The 20,962-nt window shown below is 51.6% G+C and carries 14 protein-coding genes, 1 pseudogene and 2 CRISPR repeat arrays (1 of these 17 cut by a window edge); of the genes and pseudogenes, 9 read left to right on the top strand and 6 right to left on the bottom strand.

Going from position 1 to position 20,962, the window contains the following annotated elements; translation table 11 throughout:
* Nucleotides 1-5 precede the first annotated feature (5 nt).
* The 4 genes from ABVM99_RS05365 to ABVM99_RS05350 form a co-directional block, all read right to left on the bottom strand.
* The gene (locus ABVM99_RS05365; protein WP_000178267.1) at nucleotides 6-512 is read right to left on the bottom strand and encodes a fimbrial protein; all 507 of its coding nucleotides are present in this window, start codon (nucleotides 510-512) and stop codon (nucleotides 6-8) included.
* A gap of 19 nt (nucleotides 513-531) precedes the next feature.
* Nucleotides 532-1,305 (bottom strand): fimbria/pilus periplasmic chaperone, encoded by a 774-nt coding sequence (locus ABVM99_RS05360; protein ID WP_001044459.1) that lies wholly within the window; start codon nucleotides 1,303-1,305, stop codon nucleotides 532-534.
* A gap of 12 nt (nucleotides 1,306-1,317) precedes the next feature.
* Nucleotides 1,318-4,014 (bottom strand): fimbrial biogenesis outer membrane usher protein, encoded by a 2,697-nt coding sequence (locus tag ABVM99_RS05355; RefSeq protein ID WP_071786585.1) that lies wholly within the window; start codon nucleotides 4,012-4,014, stop codon nucleotides 1,318-1,320.
* Between the two features lie 82 nt (nucleotides 4,015-4,096).
* Nucleotides 4,097-4,684 carry a fimbrial protein gene (locus ABVM99_RS05350; protein WP_000842511.1) on the bottom strand — a complete coding sequence of 196 codons (588 nt, stop codon included), beginning with the start codon at nucleotides 4,682-4,684 and terminating at the stop codon, nucleotides 4,097-4,099.
* Nucleotides 4,685-5,291: 607 nt separating this feature from the next.
* On the opposite strand from ABVM99_RS05350, the gene mazG reads away from it, so the two are divergent.
* The 5 genes from mazG (at nucleotide 5,292) to ABVM99_RS05325 (ending at nucleotide 12,344) form a co-directional block, all read left to right on the top strand.
* A complete protein-coding gene (gene mazG / locus ABVM99_RS05345) occupies nucleotides 5,292-6,092 on the top strand; it encodes a nucleoside triphosphate pyrophosphohydrolase (protein ID WP_000210454.1) in 801 nt (266 codons plus the stop codon).
* Nucleotides 6,093-6,319: 227 nt separating this feature from the next.
* Nucleotides 6,320-7,957, top strand: a complete 1,638-nt coding sequence (pyrG, locus tag ABVM99_RS05340) for a glutamine hydrolyzing CTP synthase (protein WP_000210861.1) — start codon at nucleotides 6,320-6,322, stop codon at nucleotides 7,955-7,957.
* An 82-nt stretch (nucleotides 7,958-8,039) separates the two neighbouring features.
* On the top strand, nucleotides 8,040-9,338 hold the full coding sequence (gene eno / locus ABVM99_RS05335) for a phosphopyruvate hydratase (RefSeq protein WP_000036734.1): 1,299 nt from the start codon (nucleotides 8,040-8,042) through the stop codon (nucleotides 9,336-9,338).
* A gap of 135 nt (nucleotides 9,339-9,473) precedes the next feature.
* A complete protein-coding gene (queE, locus tag ABVM99_RS05330; protein WP_001199961.1) occupies nucleotides 9,474-10,145 on the top strand; it encodes a 7-carboxy-7-deazaguanine synthase QueE in 672 nt (223 codons plus the stop codon).
* Between the two features lie 296 nt (nucleotides 10,146-10,441).
* Nucleotides 10,442-11,449: a CRISPR direct-repeat array (repeat unit 29 nt; unit sequence GTGTTCCCCGCGCCAGCGGGGATAAACCG).
* 97 nt (nucleotides 11,450-11,546) lie between these two features.
* On the top strand, nucleotides 11,547-12,344 hold the full coding sequence (locus ABVM99_RS05325) for an MBL fold metallo-hydrolase (RefSeq protein WP_023195548.1): 798 nt from the start codon (nucleotides 11,547-11,549) through the stop codon (nucleotides 12,342-12,344).
* Between the two features lie 87 nt (nucleotides 12,345-12,431).
* Here ABVM99_RS05325 and queD read toward each other — a convergent pair whose 3' ends face one another.
* Entirely contained in the window at nucleotides 12,432-12,794 is a 363-nt protein-coding gene (queD, locus tag ABVM99_RS05320; RefSeq protein WP_000108313.1) for a 6-carboxytetrahydropterin synthase QueD, read from the bottom strand.
* 433 nt (nucleotides 12,795-13,227) lie between these two features.
* On the opposite strand from queD, the gene cysJ reads away from it, so the two are divergent.
* The 3 genes from cysJ to cysH all read left to right on the top strand — a co-directional run bounded on the left by cysJ (nucleotide 13,228) and on the right by cysH (nucleotide 17,549).
* Nucleotides 13,228-15,027: an NADPH-dependent assimilatory sulfite reductase flavoprotein subunit gene (gene cysJ, locus ABVM99_RS05315; protein ID WP_023195547.1), complete on the top strand. Its 1,800-nt coding sequence runs from the start codon at nucleotides 13,228-13,230 to the stop codon at nucleotides 15,025-15,027.
* Nucleotides 15,027-16,739 (top strand): assimilatory sulfite reductase (NADPH) hemoprotein subunit, encoded by a 1,713-nt coding sequence (cysI, locus tag ABVM99_RS05310; protein WP_023195546.1) that lies wholly within the window; start codon nucleotides 15,027-15,029, stop codon nucleotides 16,737-16,739. Before cysJ ends, cysI begins: the two co-directional genes overlap by 1 nt.
* A 75-nt stretch (nucleotides 16,740-16,814) precedes the next feature.
* Entirely contained in the window at nucleotides 16,815-17,549 is a 735-nt protein-coding gene (gene cysH, locus ABVM99_RS05305) for a phosphoadenosine phosphosulfate reductase (protein ID WP_001650537.1), read from the top strand.
* A 212-nt stretch (nucleotides 17,550-17,761) separates the two neighbouring features.
* On the opposite strand, the gene sopD is transcribed toward cysH, so the two are convergent.
* Nucleotides 17,762-18,715: an SPI-1 type III secretion system effector SopD gene (gene sopD, locus ABVM99_RS05300; protein WP_023195545.1), complete on the bottom strand. Its 954-nt coding sequence runs from the start codon at nucleotides 18,713-18,715 to the stop codon at nucleotides 17,762-17,764.
* A gap of 444 nt (nucleotides 18,716-19,159) precedes the next feature.
* On the opposite strand from sopD, the pseudogene ABVM99_RS05295 reads away from it, so the two are divergent.
* Nucleotides 19,160-19,816: pseudogene (locus tag ABVM99_RS05295) on the top strand (CRISPR-associated endonuclease Cas3''); the annotation flags it as partial.
* A gap of 366 nt (nucleotides 19,817-20,182) precedes the next feature.
* Nucleotides 20,183-20,962: direct repeats of the CRISPR family, unit length 29 nt; unit sequence GTGTTCCCCGCGCCAGCGGGGATAAACCG (it continues 960 nt past the right edge of the window).

Here is a 20,962-nt window from a genome sequence, read left to right as displayed (position 1 = left end):
CTCCATCACTGGTAATCCACGACTAACGTCGCACTGGCGTTAAAATCGCCACCCGCTAACTGCGTGGTGGGCTCTTTAACCGGTACGGCTTCCAGCTCTGGCCCATTGCTGCCGCTCAGGGTGAAGTTCAGCCAATCCGTTATGCCAACCGGAACCAGTTGCTTATTGCCCGCCTGCTGAATACGGATGCCTAACCCCTGCACCGAAGTTTGCAGAACCTGCTCCCCGCTGATGGTGGTAGTGGTCCCCTGAATTTGTAGCTTCAGATAGTCGCTCGCTCTGCCATCGCAGTTCAGGCTGTAGCCCACAGGTTTCGTTTGAGAAGCATCGCCAACTTTGGTGGTCAGGACATCGCCAAACTCTACGGAAGCGCCGCCTACCGTACAGGGCGGTGGTTGAGTGACGACCAGATGCAGCTCCAGTTGCACGGTTTTTGTGCCGGCAGCCTCGGTGCCGGCAACGAATCCACCGCACAGCAGCACCAGCATTTTCCAGCGAGTCAACATCGTCATGGATCTCTTTCGCACAGGATTACTTATTCGCTTTCTTCTCAGCGTCACGGGTTTTTTCCTCATTGACCTTGCAGGTATTCCCTGAGCAGGTAAAAACCAGCAGGCGATGGCCGCCGTAATCATCGACGTAGCCCACCACCGGTGAGCTGCCGAGCGAGGCACCTTTGATGGGAGAGGTCACTTTTTCACGCGGGGCAATCAGCAGGTTTTTAAAGCCGGAGGCGGTCTCGTTCTCTTTGCTACCGGCATTGCTGATGACGAGGTAAAACGGTGTGGGGTTGTCGAAGATCACACCATCGCCCTGGTAGGTCAGCGTGAGCTTCGTTTGCCACGGGTGCGTCTTATCCACCTGCCGGGCTACGGCTACCGGGCGGTAGAAAAACTTAATACGCGTTTGCAGCGCCAGCTGGAGCGTATTAGGCTTATCGCTTTTCGGCGGAATTTCCCGCACGTTGAAATAAAACAGACTTTCCCGGTCCTGCGGTAGGCTAGCCGCGGCCGGTAACGGCTGGACTTTAACCTGCCCGTCGGATTTTGGCTCAATACGCTGCAGCGGCGGCAGGGCGGTAAAATAGCGGGTATCTTTGGCGAACTTATCGTCTTCCAGCCACGCCTGTGCGAGATAGGGCAGAGTGGCGTTGCCGTTTTTCAGCGTGACGGTGATTGAATTTTCATTGCCGTTAAAAATAACGCGGGTACGATCCGGCACAATCGCGCTGTGCGATACCAGCGGCGCAGCCAGTAATACCGAAGCGATAAGCGCCTGGCGCTTAAAATGGTTGGTCTTGTTCATTACGGGTTCCCTTTATTCCATATCCTTGCGATTCACCGCATGGTTGTCAGCCAGCGGTATGGGCGGGGTTTGAGTTGTTGTCGCCACCGGCGCGGCTGGTTGGCCATCGGTTTGCGTATGTTCCTGGATTAGCGGTTGCGCAGGCAGCGGAGAACTTTTCTGCGGTGCGGTGGTGGGCTGACCTTCCAGCATTTTGCACGGCAGCAATAGCGCGTTGGCCAATAGCTCTGGTGTAAACGTGGGCGGGAGTGATGCTTCACACTGCGCCGCGCCATCCCAGAAGACTTTCAATGTTTCCCCGGCTTTTACGCCCGCCAGCCAGGCGTTGCCGTCATCGGCCACCAGGCCCAACTGCTGCTGGCGCTCGTTTTTCACTTCGGCGCCGAAAGGTGGGAAGTCGCCGTCTGCCAGCCGGAAAACCGCCATCATTTTCTCGCCGCTGACCACGTCAAAGTGACGGTAGCCGATGGCGCCTTCGGTGAGCGTGATCTGCACAACCGACTTAGTAGCTTCCGCCTTCTCCGGCAATTTGTTCAGATCGATACGCGCCAGGCTGCGCGAATAGCTTCCGACATCCGCAATCACGGCCTTGCCGAAAATGTTGGTTGAGGTTGGCGAGCCGTTACCGCTAACGGGGACGTCCGCAATGCCGTCGGTATCAACCAGCAAACGTGTGCTGCCCGCTAAACTTCCCCGGTGTAGCGCGCCGCCCTGGGGGGTTAGCGTCATGCCGCCGCGCAGCGACATGCCCAGTGAACGGTACGATCCTTCTTCATAATCCGCGCTCAGATCGATGTCCGTCAGCGCGCCCTGATGGCTGTAATAACCGTCTGCCTGCGCGCCTTGTTCATCCTGCCCGACGTGAAGCTGCCAGTTATCGCCGTTCTGGCTGTGGCCGGAATAGCCGAGCTGATTACGGTGTTGACTACCGTTAAACGTACCGTTGTAGCTGATGGAATCATTGCCCCAGGGAACAGACAGCGAGATATAGACGCCATCATCTTTATCACCGTTATATTCGCTGCGATAGCCGTTCAGCGACGCACTGAGATTTTTTATCGACCCTAAGTCGAAGTACCAGGAAAGAGACAGGTTATAGTTACTCTGATCCGGGCTGTCCCAGAAGGTACTGCGTGAGTAGCTGAAATAGGCGCTCATGCCCTGTTCACGGAAGTTCTGGTTATAGGTGACCGTATAGCGTTCTTTTTCGTGACCAGCATTGAGATGATGATAGGTTTTCGCATCCAGGTAGTCGCTCATGCTCATGAAGTTCTTTTCTGAGAAGCGGTATCCGGCAAAGGTTAGTCGGCTGTCGATTTCATCAAAGTCACGGGAGTAGCTGATGCGATATGAGTTACCCTGCAGCGTTTCGCCGTCAAACCCGTCGTCTTGCGGCATGTGGGCGATGGAGTGCGTAATGTCCACCGCCACCGCGCCCACCACGCCAAGATCCTTACCGCTTCCCAGCGCCACGGCCTGATAGTTGCTTTCTCCAATTGCGCCGCCATATAGCGACCAGCCGTTGGTGACCCCCCACGAAGCTTCCGCCGAGGCGAATGTGCCGGTAATGGGGTGATGATCCCAGTCCTGCGGGCGGCCCAGCGCCATCTTGTAGCGCACCATGCCGGGGCGCGTCAGGAAGGGAACCGATGCGGTGTTAACGTCAAACTCCTGGGTCTGACCGTTCTGCTCTTCCACGGTGACGTGCAACGTACCGGAAACGGACTGGTTGAGATCCTGAATACGGAACGGTCCTGCGGGCACCTGCGTTTCATACAGTACGCGCCCCTGCCAGGAGACTTTGACTTTTGCATTAGAGCGCGCAATGCCCACGATCTCCGGCGCATAGCCGCGCAGTTTCGGCGGCAGCATCTGATCGTCAGAAATGACGCTGGCACCGATATAGTTAAAGCTGTCGAAAACATCGGACTGGAGATAGCTTTCGCCCAGCGTAAGTTTGGCCCCGAGCGTCGGTAGTGCGCGATAGGCGTAGTAGCGGCTCCAGCTCTGATCGTGGAGGGTGGAAGTGTTCTCGTCATCGTCACGATGGTCGTAGCTGGCCTGCCAGTCGGCCCGTAGTCGCCATGCACCCAGGTTCGCGCCTAATGTCCCGTTGCCGCTGATGCTTTGCTCTTCGCTGCCGCTTTCTTGATCGTGGCGGAGCTGATTATTAATGTTGTAATCCAGAATGATGCCGGGAATACCATTATCCCAGCGGGCGGGCGGGTCCCAGTCGACATCGCTGTATTCCATATACGCCTGGGGTAAATTCACCAGCAGCGTGGAGTGTCCCAGGTCAGCCTGAAAATCCATGCCTTTCAGTGAATCTGGTGCCAGACATTGTCGTTCACCGTGCGTTATCCAGACGAGTTTTTCCGCGAGTTCCGGCTTTATACCCAATTGCGTAACTAATTCTGGTTCTGCGCAAACCTCACTTCCTTGTGGATCATGTTCTGGAATAATCCAGTTAACAGGAAATTCCTGCGGCAGAGTCTGTCCGTTAATTTTAATTTGTAGGAGGTAGACGCCTGGCAGAATAAAACCCTTACGAGAAAACTGTGCAATGTTAACGTTATCGCGATTTTTTACATCGAGGAAATCGGTATTAAATTCGATGTCTTTGCCTGACGCGCTATAAGGGGAGACGCTTAGAAGCATTCCCACTCCGCACGCTATTGGGCAAAGAACACTTTTCCATGTGTTATTCATCAAATATATTCCGCAATAAAACTCAACAGGAATACCCTACCTAAAGCGGCAGGGTATTATCGTCGTGACTCTGTTAACTGAATTACAGGTAAGAGATAGTGACGTTGGCGGCGCTGCTGAATTCACCTGTGCCTACGGTGCCGGTTGCTGCGCCAACCAGCCAGGCGGTGAAATTCAGGCTTTGCTTCTCATCAAGGATGCTGTCTCCGTCCAGGTCCGCAATGGCCTGTGTATAGGTATCGCCCAGTTTGATATTGTTTTTGCCAGCATCGCCGATTGCCAGGCTTACGTTGCTAATAGCGCCAGTGCCGTCAGTCTTCATCAGCGCGAGATTATCCGTGGCGCCTGTAGCCGCTGTGGTTCCACTACCTGTAGTGAATACTACATTCATATTTTTCTCGGTAGCCCAGGTACAACCCTCAAGATCGATATGAAAGGTACGGGCATTGTTGATGGTCGTTTTACCATTACTCAGCGTGCCATTACCGATACTTGAACCCATATTGACTGTTTGATCTTCCGTATCCAATGTGACAGAGCAGGGGGAATCAACAATATTACCAAGGAAAGTGACCTTCGCTGTGTTGCTACCCGCGGCTTGAGCGCCGGAGACAATTCCCATAACTAAAGATGCAGTTACTGCCAGTTTACAAAAATGAGATGACTTCATCGTGTTATCCTTAATTAACGTGTTTTATGGCAACATTTTGTACGCGTATACCAAGGGATATGCGGCATAGAGCCATGCTGCGGGCTTTGGGTAAAAAATAGGTCATAATAAAAATATTATATTTCTACATTTTTATGAGTATATTCTTATGAGCTGAATGATCGCACCTGCTCATAGAATATTATATGTAATACTTTCAATATATTTATTTCATGTATGTTCCAGAAAAAAACAAAAAAAGCGGTCTTTTTTGAATATTAAACTGGCGTGCATGCTACTCGTTTTTCCGTAAAAGTGAAATAATTTATTTTTTTGAAAGGGAAGGCTCTTTGGGTGGGGTGCTTATAGTGTTTGCATAATTTTTTTTACTTAATTGATGTTATTTATAATGCCTGGTGCAAATATCTGTTTTTTTAATAAATTAGTTATATGATTATTATATTGTTGTGTATCGATTAATAATTTTAAAGTTATACGGGGAAGGTGGCATTCAACACCTGTTAACAATATATTTTATTATATAGGCGTTACCGTAGTGTCTCTGTGCGTGAATGGTTAAGAATAATACGTTACAATTGTCGCTGGTATTTACAACCGATTAAAAACCATGACAACTAACCATCAAATTGACCGTCTTCTCACCCTCATGCAGCGCCTGCGTGACCCGGAAAACGGCTGCCCGTGGGATAAAGAGCAGACCTTCGCCAGCATCGCGCCTTATACGCTGGAAGAAACCTATGAAGTACTGGATGCGATTGCGCGTGAGGATTTTGACGATTTGCGCGGCGAACTGGGCGACCTGTTGTTCCAGGTGGTGTTTTACGCGCAGATGGCGCAGGAAGAAGGCCGCTTCGATTTTAATGATATCTGCGCTGCCATCAGCGACAAGCTGGAGCGCCGCCATCCGCATGTTTTTGGCGAGCTTTCCGCTGATAATAGCGAAGAAGTCTTAGCTCGCTGGGAGCAAATCAAAACGGAAGAGCGCGCGCAAAAAGCGCAGCATTCCGCGCTGGACGATATTCCGCGCAGTTTACCGGCCTTAATGCGCGCGCAAAAAATCCAGAAACGGTGTTCAAACGTGGGCTTTGACTGGACGACGCTGGGACCGGTCGTCGATAAGGTCTATGAAGAGATCGATGAGGTGATGTTCGAGGCGCGGCAGGCGGTTGTTGATCAGGCTAAACTGGAAGAGGAAATGGGCGATTTGCTCTTTGCCACGGTCAACATGGCGCGTCATTTAGGTACGAAAGCGGAGCTCGCTTTGCAAAAAGCGAACGATAAATTTGAACGTCGTTTTCGCGAAGTTGAACGTATTGTCGCAGCCAGAGGCCTGGAAATGACCGGGGTGGACCTGGAAACAATGGAAGAAGTTTGGCAGGAAGTAAAACGCCAGGAAATTGATCTCTAAAGGTTTTAGGCGGTCAAGAGCGATTTGTGTGATTTTTTAAATAACAAGCGCTTGATTTACGTCAAAAACATTTACCTCAAAGGGGCTATTTTCTCCCTCCCTGTGTGAATGTCAGCCTGACGAAGAGGAGGAATAATGAAAGTTTGTGGCGTAGGTCATGTTCGGGTATACTGCTTTCCCGTCCTGGTTATTCCATCGTCTTTTAAACCTAACTTCTCAGGTTCCGCATGACAACGAACTATATTTTTGTGACCGGCGGGGTCGTATCCTCTCTGGGTAAAGGCATTGCCGCAGCCTCCCTCGCAGCCATTCTGGAAGCCCGTGGTCTCAACGTGACCATCATGAAACTGGATCCGTACATCAACGTCGATCCGGGTACTATGAGCCCAATCCAACACGGGGAAGTGTTCGTTACTGAAGACGGCGCTGAAACCGACCTGGACCTGGGGCACTACGAGCGTTTCATCCGCACCAAGATGTCTCGCCGCAACAACTTCACGACTGGCCGTATCTACTCCGACGTTCTGCGTAAAGAACGCCGTGGCGACTATCTGGGCGCAACCGTACAGGTAATCCCTCACATCACTAACGCGATTAAAGAGCGCGTGCTGGAAGGTGGCGAAGGCCACGATGTGGTACTGGTGGAAATCGGCGGTACCGTCGGTGATATCGAATCGCTGCCGTTTCTTGAGGCGATTCGTCAATTGGCGGTAGATATCGGTCGTGAACACGCGCTGTTTATGCACCTGACGCTGGTACCTTACCTGGCGGCTGCGGGCGAAGTGAAAACTAAACCGACTCAGCACTCCGTGAAAGAGCTGCTGTCTATCGGTATTCAGCCCGATATTCTGATTTGTCGTTCCGATCGCGCGGTTCCTGCCAACGAGCGTGCAAAAATTGCATTGTTCTGTAATGTGCCGGAAAAAGCCGTTATTTCAATGAAAGATGTCGATTCCATTTATAAAATTCCGGGCCTGTTGAAATCTCAGGGGCTTGATGATTATATTTGTAAACGATTCAGCTTGAACTGTCCGGAAGCTAACCTGTCTGAATGGGAACAGGTCATTTACGAAGAAGCGAACCCGGCAGGCGAAGTGACTATCGGCATGGTCGGCAAATATATTGAACTGCCGGATGCCTATAAGTCGGTGATCGAAGCGCTGAAACACGGTGGTCTGAAAAACCGCGTTACCGTCAACATCAAATTGATCGATTCGCAAGATGTTGAAACGCGCGGCGTCGAAATTCTGAAAGATTTGGACGCTATCCTGATCCCCGGCGGCTTCGGCTATCGTGGCGTTGAAGGTAAAATCGCCACTGCGCGTTATGCGCGTGAAAACAATATTCCTTATCTGGGCATTTGCCTGGGGATGCAGGTTGCGTTGATTGAGTTCGCTCGTAACGTGGCCGGCATGGACAACGCCAACTCAACGGAATTTGTGCCAGACTGTAAGTACCCGGTTGTGGCGTTAATTACCGAGTGGCGCGATGAAGACGGTAACGTTGAGGTCCGTAGCGAGAAAAGCGATCTGGGCGGCACCATGCGCCTGGGCGCGCAACAGTGCCAGCTTAGCGATGACAGTCTGGTACGTCAGTTGTACGGCGCGCCGACGATTGTTGAACGTCATCGCCATCGTTACGAAGTCAACAATATGTTGTTGAAACAAATTGAAGCAGCGGGTCTGCGTGTCGCAGGCCGTTCCGGTGATGATCAGTTAGTCGAGATCATTGAGGTACCGAATCATCCGTGGTTCGTGGCCTGTCAGTTCCATCCGGAATTTACTTCCACGCCGCGTGATGGACATCCGTTGTTCGCCGGCTTTGTTAAAGCCGCCAACGAGCATCAGAAACGTCAGGCGAAGTAAAAAAGTTAGAACGGCGGTGCACCCTCAGCGGTGCACCGTTTGTCTGAAGTTTTAGTTTAACTAGTGACTTGAGGAAAACCTAATGTCCAAAATCGTTAAAGTCATCGGTCGTGAAATCATCGACTCCCGTGGTAACCCGACTGTTGAAGCTGAAGTACACCTGGAAGGTGGTTTCGTAGGTATGGCGGCGGCTCCGTCAGGTGCTTCTACTGGTTCCCGCGAAGCGCTGGAACTGCGCGATGGCGACAAATCCCGTTTCCTGGGTAAAGGCGTAACCAAAGCTGTTGGCGCGGTTAACGGCCCGATCGCTCAGGCTATTCTTGGCAAAGACGCTAAAGACCAGGCTGGTATCGACAAAATCATGATCGACCTGGACGGTACTGAAAACAAATCTAACTTCGGTGCAAACGCCATTCTGGCTGTCTCTCTGGCTAACGCCAAAGCTGCTGCTGCCGCTAAAGGTATGCCGCTGTACGAGCACATTGCTGAACTGAACGGCACTCCGGGCAAATACTCCATGCCGGTTCCGATGATGAACATCATCAACGGTGGCGAGCACGCTGACAACAACGTCGACATCCAGGAATTCATGATCCAGCCGGTTGGCGCGAAAACGGTTAAAGAAGCCATCCGTATGGGTTCTGAAGTTTTCCATCACCTGGCAAAAGTGCTGAAAGGCAAAGGCATGAACACCGCTGTGGGTGACGAAGGCGGCTATGCGCCGAACCTGGGCTCCAACGCGGAAGCACTGGCTGTTATCGCTGAAGCGGTTAAAGCGGCTGGTTACGAGCTGGGTAAAGACATCACCCTGGCGATGGACTGCGCAGCATCTGAATTCTACAAAGATGGTAAATACGTTCTGGCTGGCGAAGGCAACAAAGCGTTCACCTCCGAAGAATTCACCCACTTCCTGGAAGAACTGACCAAACAGTACCCGATCGTTTCCATCGAAGATGGTCTGGACGAGTCTGACTGGGACGGTTTTGCATACCAGACCAAAGTACTGGGCGACAAAATCCAGCTGGTTGGTGACGACCTGTTCGTAACCAACACCAAAATCCTGAAAGAAGGCATCGAGAAAGGCATCGCTAACTCCATCCTGATCAAATTCAACCAGATCGGTTCTCTGACCGAAACTCTGGCTGCAATCAAGATGGCGAAAGACGCTGGCTACACTGCTGTCATCTCTCACCGTTCTGGCGAAACTGAAGACGCTACCATCGCTGACCTGGCTGTTGGTACCGCTGCAGGCCAGATCAAAACCGGTTCTATGAGCCGTTCTGACCGTGTTGCTAAATACAACCAGCTGATTCGTATCGAAGAAGCTCTGGGCGAAAAAGCACCGTACAACGGTCGTAAAGAGATCAAAGGCCAGGCGTAATCCTGCTTTTACCTCTTAACGTATAAACCCGCTTCGGCGGGTTTTTTTGTATCGGTTCAATAGCGCAGCCGCTGTGCATGACCGGGCAGACGAAATCTGCAATAATTAACGATTATCCCCTTAACAGAGAACGCTATGCAGTACCCGATTAACGAGATGTTCCAGACCCTACAAGGCGAGGGTTATTTTACCGGCGTCCCCGCTATTTTTATTCGTTTACAGGGATGTCCGGTCGGCTGTGCCTGGTGTGATACTAAGCATACCTGGGATAAACTGAGCGATCGGGAAGTGTCTCTGTTCAGCATTCTGGCAAAAACCAAAGAGAGCGACAAATGGGGTGCTGCGAGCAGTGAAGACTTGCTGGCGGTGATTAATCGTCAGGGCTATACCGCGCGTCACGTTGTCATCACCGGTGGCGAACCCTGTATTCACGACCTCATGCCGCTCACCGATCTGCTTGAAAAGAGTGGTTTTAGTTGTCAGATTGAAACCAGCGGGACGCACGAAGTGCGCTGTACGCCTAACACCTGGGTCACGGTTTCACCAAAAGTGAATATGCGCGGAGGATATGACGTGCTTTCCCAGGCGCTGGAGCGCGCCAATGAAATCAAGCATCCCGTTGGGCGAGTTCGTGATATTGAGGCGCTGGATGAACTGTTAGCCACGTTGAGCGATGATAAACCGCGCGTGATTGCTTTGCAGCCCATTAGCCAGAAAGAAGACGCGACGCGTCTGTGTATTGAAACGTGTATTGCACGTAACTGGCGGCTGTCTATGCAAACGCATAAATATTTAAATATCGCCTGATGCATTACTAATCTTACAGACGGCCTGCCGATGCCGTCTGTGACTCATCCATTACCTTGCATTGTTTATTTTCTCTATGTGAATTTCGATGAGTGTATAAAAGCGCTGATAAATTTTTCCATAGCGATGCACGGATCACGCTATTTTGGTAAATTTAAAGAAAAAATCATTCTATGAACTTTTTTGCATCAAAATCAGCAAATTAGCTGTTCTTTAATAATTTAAATTGTTGCGATTATGTTGGTAGAATGTGGTGCTGATAAAAAGTAGTTTATAAACAATGACATACGTTTAGTGTGTTCCCCGCGCCAGCGGGGATAAACCAATGCCGCCACTTCCATTTCGTTCAAATGCCGCGTGTTCCCCGCGCCAGCGGGGATAAACCGAGAGCAGCTTGCTCACTACCGGGGCAGAAGGGGTGTTCCCCGCGCCAGCGGGGATAAACCGTATTTGGACAATCAGGTCGAGGTTCAGTATGAGTGTTCCCCGCGCCAGCGGGGATAAACCGTCACAAATGCGAGGAGTCAGCCCAATGAGCAACGTGTTCCCCGCGCCAGCGGGGATAAACCGACGGGACCGATATTCTGCTGCCCGGGGGCACGCGTGTTCCCCGCGCCAGCGGGGATAAACCGGAGTTCAGTCACTTGAATGATGCGCGGGAATAGTGTTCCCCGCGCCAGCGGGGATAAACCGGTCGTCTGGCATATGTGCGTAGCCACCTCGCAGTGTTCCCCGCGCCAGCGGGGATAAACCGCGGATGATTCGCGCATGACTTGGGCTACTGCGGTGTTCCCCGCGCCAGCGGGGATAAACCGGGATATCGAACTCTTACCGCCGACGATATTGCGTGTTCCCCGCGCCAGCGGGGATAAACCGAGAGATTGATTAAATGAACAGTAACAAACTAAGTGTTCCCCGCGCCAGCGGGGATAAACCGGCGCGTCAGCGTGGATTAACTCAACAGCGCTCGTGTTCCCCGAGCCAGCGGGGATAAACCGTCTGGTGCTGGCGGTTTACTGGGGAGTATTGGCGTGTTCCCCGCGCCAGCGGGGATAAACCGGAGTTTGGGGGCACTATGAAGGGATCGATGCTGTGTTCCCCCCGTCAGCGGGGATAAACCGACGTTTTGCGAGCCATCAGAAACCTTAAATGCGTGTTCCCCGCGCCAGCGGGGATAAACCGAAGGTTAGCGTTGTCATTGATCTGGTCGGCAAGTGTTCCCCGCGTCAGCGGGGATAAACCGAGCGGCTAAACCTGCCGGTTATCGCTGAGCAGGTGTTCCCCGCGCCAACAAGGATAGCCGTTGCATAATCATAATCTGTGTACCAGTAATGGCTGCTACAAACCTGTAAAGTAAAAAGGCCGCGTTTTCCCGGGGAGGCTTTTATACAGGAGAAGGCCATGGCGTTAAGGATCAGGGTATTGCTCGAAAATCATAAGGGAGCTGGAGCGGATAAATCGTTGAAGGCCCGGCCAGGGTTAAGCCTGTTGGTCGAGGATGAGTCTACGTCTATCTTGTTCGATACCGGCCCTGATGGCAGTTTTATGCAAAACGCGTTGGCGATGGGGATCGACCTGTCCGATGTGTCTGCTGTGGTGCTTTCGCATGGTCATTACGATCATTGCGGCGGCGTGCCGTGGCTTCCTGATAACAGTCGAATCATCTGCCATCCCGATATTGCGCGCGAACGTTATGCGGCAATGACTTTTCTCGGTATTACCCGAAAAATAAAAAAATTGTCGTGTGAGGTGGACTATTCACGCTACCGAATGATGTACACGCGTGACCCCCTGCCGATTGGCGAAAACTTTATCTGGTCAGGGGAAATACCGGTGGTCGCGCCTGAAGCCTACGGTATTTTTGGCGGCCACGATGCGGAGCCGGACTCTATTTTGGATGAGGGCGTACTGATTTACCAATCGACAAAAGGATTAGTCATCATTACGGGATGCGGGCATCGGGGAATCGCAAATATTGTCCGGCACTGTCAGAACATTACCGGTATAAAGCAGATTTACGCGCTTGTCGGCGGATTTCATCTCCGCTGCGCATCACCGTTCACGCTGTGGCGAGTCAGGCGCTTTCTGCAAGAACACAAACCTGAAAAACTATGCGGTTGTCACTGTACAGGGGCCTGGGGGCGGTTGTGGCTACCGGAAATAACCGCACCTGCAACCGGTGATGTGCTGCGCTTTTAACACCGCGCTGGACAATGTTTTCACTGATAAAACGTCGTGTGGATAGGCTGGAATCAATCTGCCATCCAGCCCACGCGTTAATAAACCTTATTCGCCGCGATAGACGCAGCCGGCTGTACAGGTTTCTTTCACCATCACGGCGCTCAGTAGCGGCACGACGGGCTTAACCTGATCCCAAATCCATTTTGCCAGCACTTCGCTGGTGGGATTGGACAGTCCTGGAATATCATTCAGATAGTAGTGATCAAGACGATCGTAAGTAGGTTTAAACGCCGCTTTGAGATCCGCGAAATCCATAATCCAACCGGTATGCGGATCGACTTCACCGGTAATTTCGAGACGCACCATAAACGAGTGTCCGTGCAGGCGGCCGCACTTATGCCCTTCAGGCACGTGTGGCAGGCGGTGAGCGGCTTCAAAGGTGAAATCTTTATACAACGTGGTGGACATGATGAACTCTCAGGCAATAAAAAACCGCCGTAGGGTACCGGAAAGCGCATTTTTTATCATTAACTAAAACCATTCTCCGCCTTGTGACGGGCAATTAATTTAAGAATTTCCAGAAAATTTAATAATTATCAATCAATTATAAAATCGATTTTGGCGTTAATCACGATAACTAAAACAGGTTAGTTCATTTGGTTATTTGTTATTTCCAACCCTTCTTTAATTGTTATTCCTCTCACCGTTACCCTTATCCTTAGTTTGGGATTTATCGCTTATACACTTCATCCTTCAAGCCGCATCTGTGTTGACTGCGTTTACTCGCCTCAGTCACGTATTTATTACGCTCCTGGGACGCGATCAGCTTACAGTCTGGGCTACAGCGAACTTGAATGATTTTGTGTATAGATCCGCTTTGCTTACTGGAACATAACGACGCATGACGACACCGGCTCCACTGACTGGGTTGCTTCCGCTTAATCCGGAGCAACTGGCGCGCCTTCAGGCCGCGACAACCGACCTTACTCCCGAACAGCTTGCCTGGGTCTCCGGCTATTTTTGGGGCGTACTGAACCCGCGCTCAGGTGCTGTTGCCGTCACGCCTGCTCCTGAGGGGAAGATGCCGGGGGTTACGCTTATCTCCGCTTCGCAAACCGGCAATGCGCGTCGTGTGGCGGAAGCGCTGCGTGATGATCTGCTGGCGGCCAACCTTAATGTGACACTGGTGAACGCCGGCGACTACAAATTCAAACAGATTGCCAGTGAAAAACTACTGGTGATAGTGACGTCCACCCAGGGAGAAGGCGAGCCGCCGGAAGAGGCCGTCGCGCTGCATAAATTCCTGTTCTCGAAAAAAGCGCCGAAACTGGAAAACACCGCTTTTGCCGTGTTTAGCCTCGGCGACACCTCTTATGAATTTTTCTGCCAGTCCGGAAAAGATTTCGACAGCAAACTGGCGGAACTGGGCGGTGAACGTCTGCTCGACCGTGTCGATGCTGACGTTGAATATCAGGCAGCTGCCAGCGAATGGCGCGCCCGCGTGGTTGATGTTCTGAAGTCTCGCGCACCTGTCGCGGCACCTTCGCAATCCGTCGCTACTGGCGCGGTAAACGACATCCACACCAGCCCCTATACTAAAGACGCGCCGCTGATCGCGACCCTCTCCGTGAATCAGAAAATCACCGGTCGCAACTCGGAAAAAGATGTGCGTCATATTGAGATTGATTTAGGCGACTCCGGCCTGCGCTATCAGCCGGGCGATGCGCTGGGCGTCTGGTATCAGAACGATCCGGCTCTGGTGAAGGAGCTGGTTGAGTTGCTGTGGCTGAAAGGCGATGAGCCGGTGACGGTTGACGGTAAAACCCTGCCGCTCGCCGAAGCGCTGGAGTGGCACTTCGAGCTGACGGTGAATACCGCCAACATTGTTGAGAACTACGCGACCCTGACGCGCAGTGAGTCGCTGTTGCCATTAGTGGGTGATAAAGCGCAGCTCCAGCACTACGCCGCGACCACGCCCATTGTTGATATGGTGCGTTTCTCTCCGGCGCAACTGGATGCTCAGGCGCTAATCGACCTGCTGCGCCCGCTGACGCCGCGCCTCTACTCTATCGCCTCTTCGCAGGCGGAAACTGAAAACGAAGTCCACGTCACCGTTGGCGTGGTTCGTTATGACATTGAAGGCCGCGCCCGAGCCGGTGGCGCCTCCAGCTTCCTTGCCGACCGCGTGGAAGAAGAGGGCGAAGTTCGCGTGTTTATTGAACACAACGATAATTTCCGCCTGCCAGCGAATCCGCAGACTCCGGTGATTATGATTGGCCCAGGTACGGGTATCGCGCCGTTCCGCGCCTTTATGCAGCAACGCGCCGCCGACGGTGCGGAAGGCAAGAACTGGCTGTTCTTCGGCAACCCGCACTTTACCGAAGATTTCCTCTATCAGGTGGAGTGGCAGCGCTACGTGAAAGAGGGGTTGTTAAGCCGTATCGATCTCGCCTGGTCCCGCGATCAAAAAGAAAAAATTTACGTACAAGACAAGCTGCGTGAACAGGGCGCCGAACTGTGGCGCTGGATCAATGACGGTGCCCACATTTATGTCTGTGGCGACGCCAGGCGTATGGCCGCAGATGTCGAAAAAGCATTGCTGGAAGTGATTGCTGAATTCGGTGCAATGGACATCGAAGCGGCGGATGAATTTTTAAGTGAGCTGCGCGTCGAGCGCCGTTATCAGCGAGATGTCTACTAATGAGCGAAAAACATCCAGGCCCACTGGTGGTCGAAGGTAAACTGTCCGATGCCGAGCGCATGAAGCTGGAAAGCAACTACCTGCGCGGTACCATTGCGGAAGATCTGAACGACGGTCTCACCGGCGGTTTTAAAGGCGACAACTTCCTGCTAATACGCTTTCACGGCATGTATCAGCAGGATGACCGCGATATTCGCGCCGAGCGCGCCGAGCAGAAGCTGGAGCCGCGTCATGCGATGCTGCTGCGCTGCCGCCTGCCGGGCGGGGTGATTACTACGACGCAATGGCAGGCGATCGATAAATTCGCGGCGGATAACACGATTTATGGCAGTATCCGTCTGACCAACCGTCAGACCTTCCAGTTCCACGGCATTCTGAAGAAGAACGTCAAGCCGGTGCACCAGATGCTGCACTCGGTGGGGCTGGATGCGCTGGCAACCGCTAACGACATGAACCGTAACGTGCTGTGCACCTCCAACCCGTACGAATCGCAGTTGCACGCGGAAGCCTACGAGTGGGCGAAGAAGATCTCCGAACATCTGCTGCCGCGCACCCGTGCCTATGCGGAGATCTGGCTCGATCAGGAGAAGGTGGCGACCACCGATGAAGAGCCGATCCTCGGTCAGACCTATCTGCCGCGTAAATTTAAAACCACGGTGGTGATCCCGCCGCAAAACGATATCGATCTGCACGCCAACGACATGAACTTTGTGGCGATTGCCGAGAACGGCAAGCTGGTCGGCTTTAACCTGCTGGTGGGCGGCGGTCTGTCTATTGAGCATGGTAATAAGAAAACCTACGCTCGTACGGCCAGCGAGTTTGGCTTCCTGCCGCTGGAGCACACCCTGGCGGTGGCCGAAGCGGTAGTGACGACGCAGCGCGACTGGGGTAACCGTACCGACAGGAAAAATGCCAAAACCAAATACACCCTTGAGCGCGTGGGACTGGAGACGTTTAAAGCGGAAGTCGAGCGTCGCGCGGGGATCAAATTTGAGCCGATCCGCCCGTATGAGTTTACCGGTCGCGGCGATCGTATCGGTTGGGTGAAAGGGATCGACAACAACTGGCACCTGACGCTGTTTATCGAAAACGGTCGTATCCTGGATTATCCGGGGCGCCCGCTGAAAACCGGCCTGCTGGAGATCGCGAAGATTCATCAGGGCGAGTTCCGTATTACCGCTAACCAGAACCTGATTATTGCCAGCGTGCCGGAAAGCCAGAAAGTGAAAATCGAGACGCTGGCGCGCGATCATGGGCTGATGAATGCGGTGAGCGCGCAGCGTGAAAACTCAATGGCCTGCGTGTCGTTCCCGACCTGCCCGCTGGCAATGGCGGAAGCCGAGCGTTTCCTGCCGTCGTTCACGGACAAAGTGGAAGCGATTCTGGAAAAACACGGCATTCCTGATGAGCATATCGTGATGCGCGTGACCGGCTGCCCGAACGGCTGTGGCCGCGCGATGCTGGCGGAAATTGGCTTAGTAGGGAAAGCGCCTGGTCGTTATAACCTGCATCTTGGCGGCAACCGCATCGGGAGTCGTATCCCACGGATGTATAAAGAAAATATCGCCGAGCCGGATATTCTGGCCTCGCTGGATGAACTGATTGGGCGCTGGGCGAAAGAGCGTGAAGCGGGTGAAGGCTTCGGCGACTTTACGGTGCGTGCGGGCATCATTCGCCCGGTGCTCGATCCCGCGCGTGATTTCTGGGAATAACCTGAATTGCCGGATGGCGTCTGTGTAGGCCTGATAAGCACAGCGCCATCAGGCAAGGCAAACAGTGAGGAACTCATGTCCCAACTCGATCTCAACGCATTGAATGAACTGCCAAAAGTCGATCGCGTAATGGCTCTGGCGGAAACCAACGCCCAACTGGAAAAACTGAGCGCCGAAGAACGCGTGGCCTGGGCGCTGGAAAATCTGCCCGGCGAATACGTGCTCTCCTCAAGCTTTGGCATCCAGGCGGCGGTGAGCCTGCACCTGGTGAACCAGATTCGCCCGGATATCCCGGTGATCCTCACCGATACCGGCTATTTGTTCCCGGAAACCTACCAGTTTATTGATGAGCTAACGGACAAACTCAAACTCAACCTGAAAGTTTACCGCGCGGGCGAAAGTCCGGCCTGGCAGGAAGCGCGCTACGGCAAACTGTGGGAGCAGGGCGTTGAGGGCATTGAGAAATACAATGACATCAACAAAGTCGAGCCGATGAACCGGGCGCTAAAAGAGCTGAAAGCGCAGACGTGGTTTGCGGGTCTGCGTCGCGAGCAGTCCGGCAGCCGCGCGCATTTACCCGTTCTCGCTATCCAGCGCGGCGTGTTTAAAGTGCTACCGATTATCGACTGGGATAACCGTACCGTTTACCAGTACCTGCAAAAGCACGGCCTGAAATACCATCCGCTGTGGGATCAGGGCTATCTGTCGGTGGGCGATACGCACACCACCCGCAAATGGGAGCCGGGTATGGCGGAAGAAGAGACACGCTTCTTCGGACTGAAACGTGAGTGCGGGCTGCATGAAGGGTAATTGTCCTTACGCGGTATGATTATACTTGCTGCTATGAAAAATCCGGCAGGCAGCCGGATTTTAAATTGGTTATATACCCAAAATAATTCGAGTTGCTTAAAGGCGGCAAGGGAGTGAGTCCCCAGGAGCATAGATAACTATGTGACTGGGGTGAACGAGCGTAGCCAACACATAAGCAACTTGAAGTATGAAGGGTATATTACTGACTATCTTTATACCAGTAATATATTACGACTGCACCCATCTTTACCAATGTGCAAAGAACGTTCATGGGTTAGATATATTTTTTCAAGAATTACATCAATAAACATTTTTTTTGCATGATAGTCGTTATAATCCTGATTAAGTTTTTTTAAAAAACCGGAATTTGTTGGTTTAAACTCTGCAAACGGTGAATAGCTATGTAGTAAATAGGAGATGCACGGATGCATCATACTAAAAGCGACTTCACCTTGTACCTCCTGATAACCTATTTTGCAAAACTGAGTTGTAGGCTCAAAGTTACCGGCATTAATACAGGCCAGCATCGATTTTTCATCTGCAGTAAGTAAGTCCTGCCATTCGACAAGCGGGTGGTCTGGAGCCTCTGCGGGACGCATCATCTCATAAACCGCCGTTTTGATTTGTGCATTGCCCGTCACTTCTTTTCGTAGAGTTGAAATCGACTCCTGAAGTAATTCCGGGTGCCAGGTCATCTTCGAACCAATCACCTCGCATATTTGTAAAAATAATTGTCTCTCCTCTCTACTCATAGATTCTATCACTGTATCATCTGATATATTAAGGATGTCCTTAATATTGCTTTGGCTGATCACCGTGTCGCCGACCATAAGTAAAAATTGTGTCTGAGAGGCGTCCATCTTGATAGTAAACAGATCCTGATGAGCCGGGCAGGCCAGATGTTGTAGCCGTTTGAAGGCGTAAATTTTATTTATATCCTCTACGTTAACTTCCATCTCTCCAGGTTCACCACGGCCCTGTCCGTGAATGATGGAGTGTAACACTTCCAGCGCATGGTCCTTTTTTTCCGCTCTAAAATGATCCTGGACTTTATCCCAGCCCCCCATATGGATTGCTTTTTCTTTATCTGCGCTTAACAGATGAGCAAGCCGACTTTCATTAAGCGTATAATTTTGATGATTACCGAAGCTTAAAGTGACTGGCATAATATTTTCCTTCAAATTTATATTATTCAATATTCGGAGTAAAATATATCTTTCAATTCTCTCTTTTTTATTAAACAGATAAAGTTTACTCCAGGAGAGAATTTGAACGACATTATTAATACAGCACATTTATGGTTGGTAATCCTTTGTGGTGACGATAATTCAGACAAAAGGTAGATGATTCGCCGCAAATGGTCGTTTTTTTAAATTTTGGTTTATGCAGGGGGGCATTGGAAGAAGCCTCTTTGATCGCTTCTTCCAAAAGAAAAGAGCGGAAAAATTTATAATAATTATTCATGGGGTAAATATTTCTGAAGAATATATAAAGTTGAGTGAGCATATTTAAATATAATCTCAGGAAGTGCAATTTTTGTGAGATATATCAACAAAAAAGACCATTAAAAAGGCGTAGAGTGCTTTTATTATCCACATGCTGGAGTTTACGTGTCGATATATCACTATTGGGGAAAGTCTCGACGAGGAGAAACTGACGGCGGTGATGATTACCATTTGCTTTGCTGGCATTCTTTAGATGTTGCGGCTGTGGGTTACTGGATGGTGATAAATAATATTTATTTTATTGACCACTATCTAAAAAAATTAGGCATCCAGGATAAGGAGCAAGCGGCGCAATTTTTTGCCTGGATTTTATGTTGGCATGATATTGGAAAATTTGCACATTCCTTCCAGCAACTATACCGTCATGAGGCTTTAAATATCTTTAATGAGCCTACACGGCATTATGAAAAAATCGCGCATACCACGCTGGGATACGTGTTGTGGAACTCCTGGCTAAGTGAATGCCCTGAATTGTTTCCTCCTTCTTCGCTTTCAGTTCGTAAAAGTAAGCGCGTTATGGCGCTTTGGATGCCAGTCACTACAGGTCATCATGGACGCCCTCCAGAGGCAATCCAGGAGCTGGACCATTTTCGCCAGCAGGATAAAGATGCGGCAAGAGATTTTCTTCTGAGAATAAAAGCGCTCTTTCCTTTAATTACTTTGCCTGAAGCCTGGGATGAAGATGAGGGTATCGACCAATTTCAGCAACTTTCCTGGTTTATTTCCGCTGCGGTTGTACTGGCTGACTGGACTGGTTCTGCCAGCCGTTATTTTCCGCGTACTGCGGAAAAAATGCCTGTTGATATCTACTGGCAGCAAGCTCTCGCTAAAGCACAAACTGCCATTACGCTATTTCCCTCAGCGGCGAATGTGTCTGCCTTTACGGGCATAGAAACGCTTTTCCCTTTTATTCAGCATCCCACACCGTTACAACAAAAGGCGCTTGAGCTGGATATCAACGTGGATGGCGCCCAACTCTTTATTCTTGAAGATGTCACTGGAGCCGGAAAAACAAAGGCGGCGCTCATATTAGCTCATCGACTGATGGCGGCAGGTAAAGCGCAGGGACTCTATTTTGGACTGCCGACAATGGCGACAGCCAACGCGATGTTTGAACGTATGGCGAACGTGTTCCCCGCGCCAGCGGGGATAAACCGCCCCTCGCCCTCGATCTGGCGTTAGTTACTGGGTGTTCCCCGCGCCAGCGGGGATAAACCGTCACACGTTAGATCAACAGTTGTGTCCGTATTGTGTTCCCCGCGCCAGCGGGGATAAACCGGGCCTGATGAAAATTGCCGATAGCATGGACAAGTGTTCCCCGCGCCAGCGGGGATAAACCGTTTACAGGTCATTTTGCTGTCCTCATTTTTGGGTGTTCCCCGCGCCAGCGGGGATAAACCGTACTGGATATCAACCTGCCTGAGTTAAAGACCGTGTTCCCCGCGCCAGCGGGGATAAACCGCCTTGTGTGCAATGCAACAAAGGCGAACTGGCGTGTTCCCCGCGCCAGCGGGGATAAACCGACACTCAACGCTGTAGATGTAGTCAGTAAACCGTGTTCCCCGCGCCAGCGGGGATAAACCGGCGTGGAGTAATGGGCGGCTAAAACTGCCGGAGTGTTCCCCGCGCCAGCGGGGATAAACCGACCGCAGGTGATATTGACACCGGAGCAGGGGGGTGTTCCCCGCGCCAGCGGGGATAAACCGCCAGTAGTCAAACCCCAGATTGAGCAGTGAGAGTGTTCCCCGCGCCAGCGGGGATAAACCGCAGCAAAAGTAAAAACCGCTTCCGCCCAATTGCGTGTTCCCCGCGCCAGCGGGGATAAACCGGCTACGGTAAACGTGAATGTGCGTATTGACGCGTGTTCCCCGCGCCAGCGGGGATAAACCGGAATATAGGGCTTCATAT

Origin of the sequence: Salmonella sp. SJTUF15591 (assembly GCF_043356435.1) — a bacterium.
GTDB lineage: Bacteria > Pseudomonadota > Gammaproteobacteria > Enterobacterales > Enterobacteriaceae > Salmonella > Salmonella enterica.
This window is presented reverse-complemented; position numbering and strand designations above follow the sequence as displayed.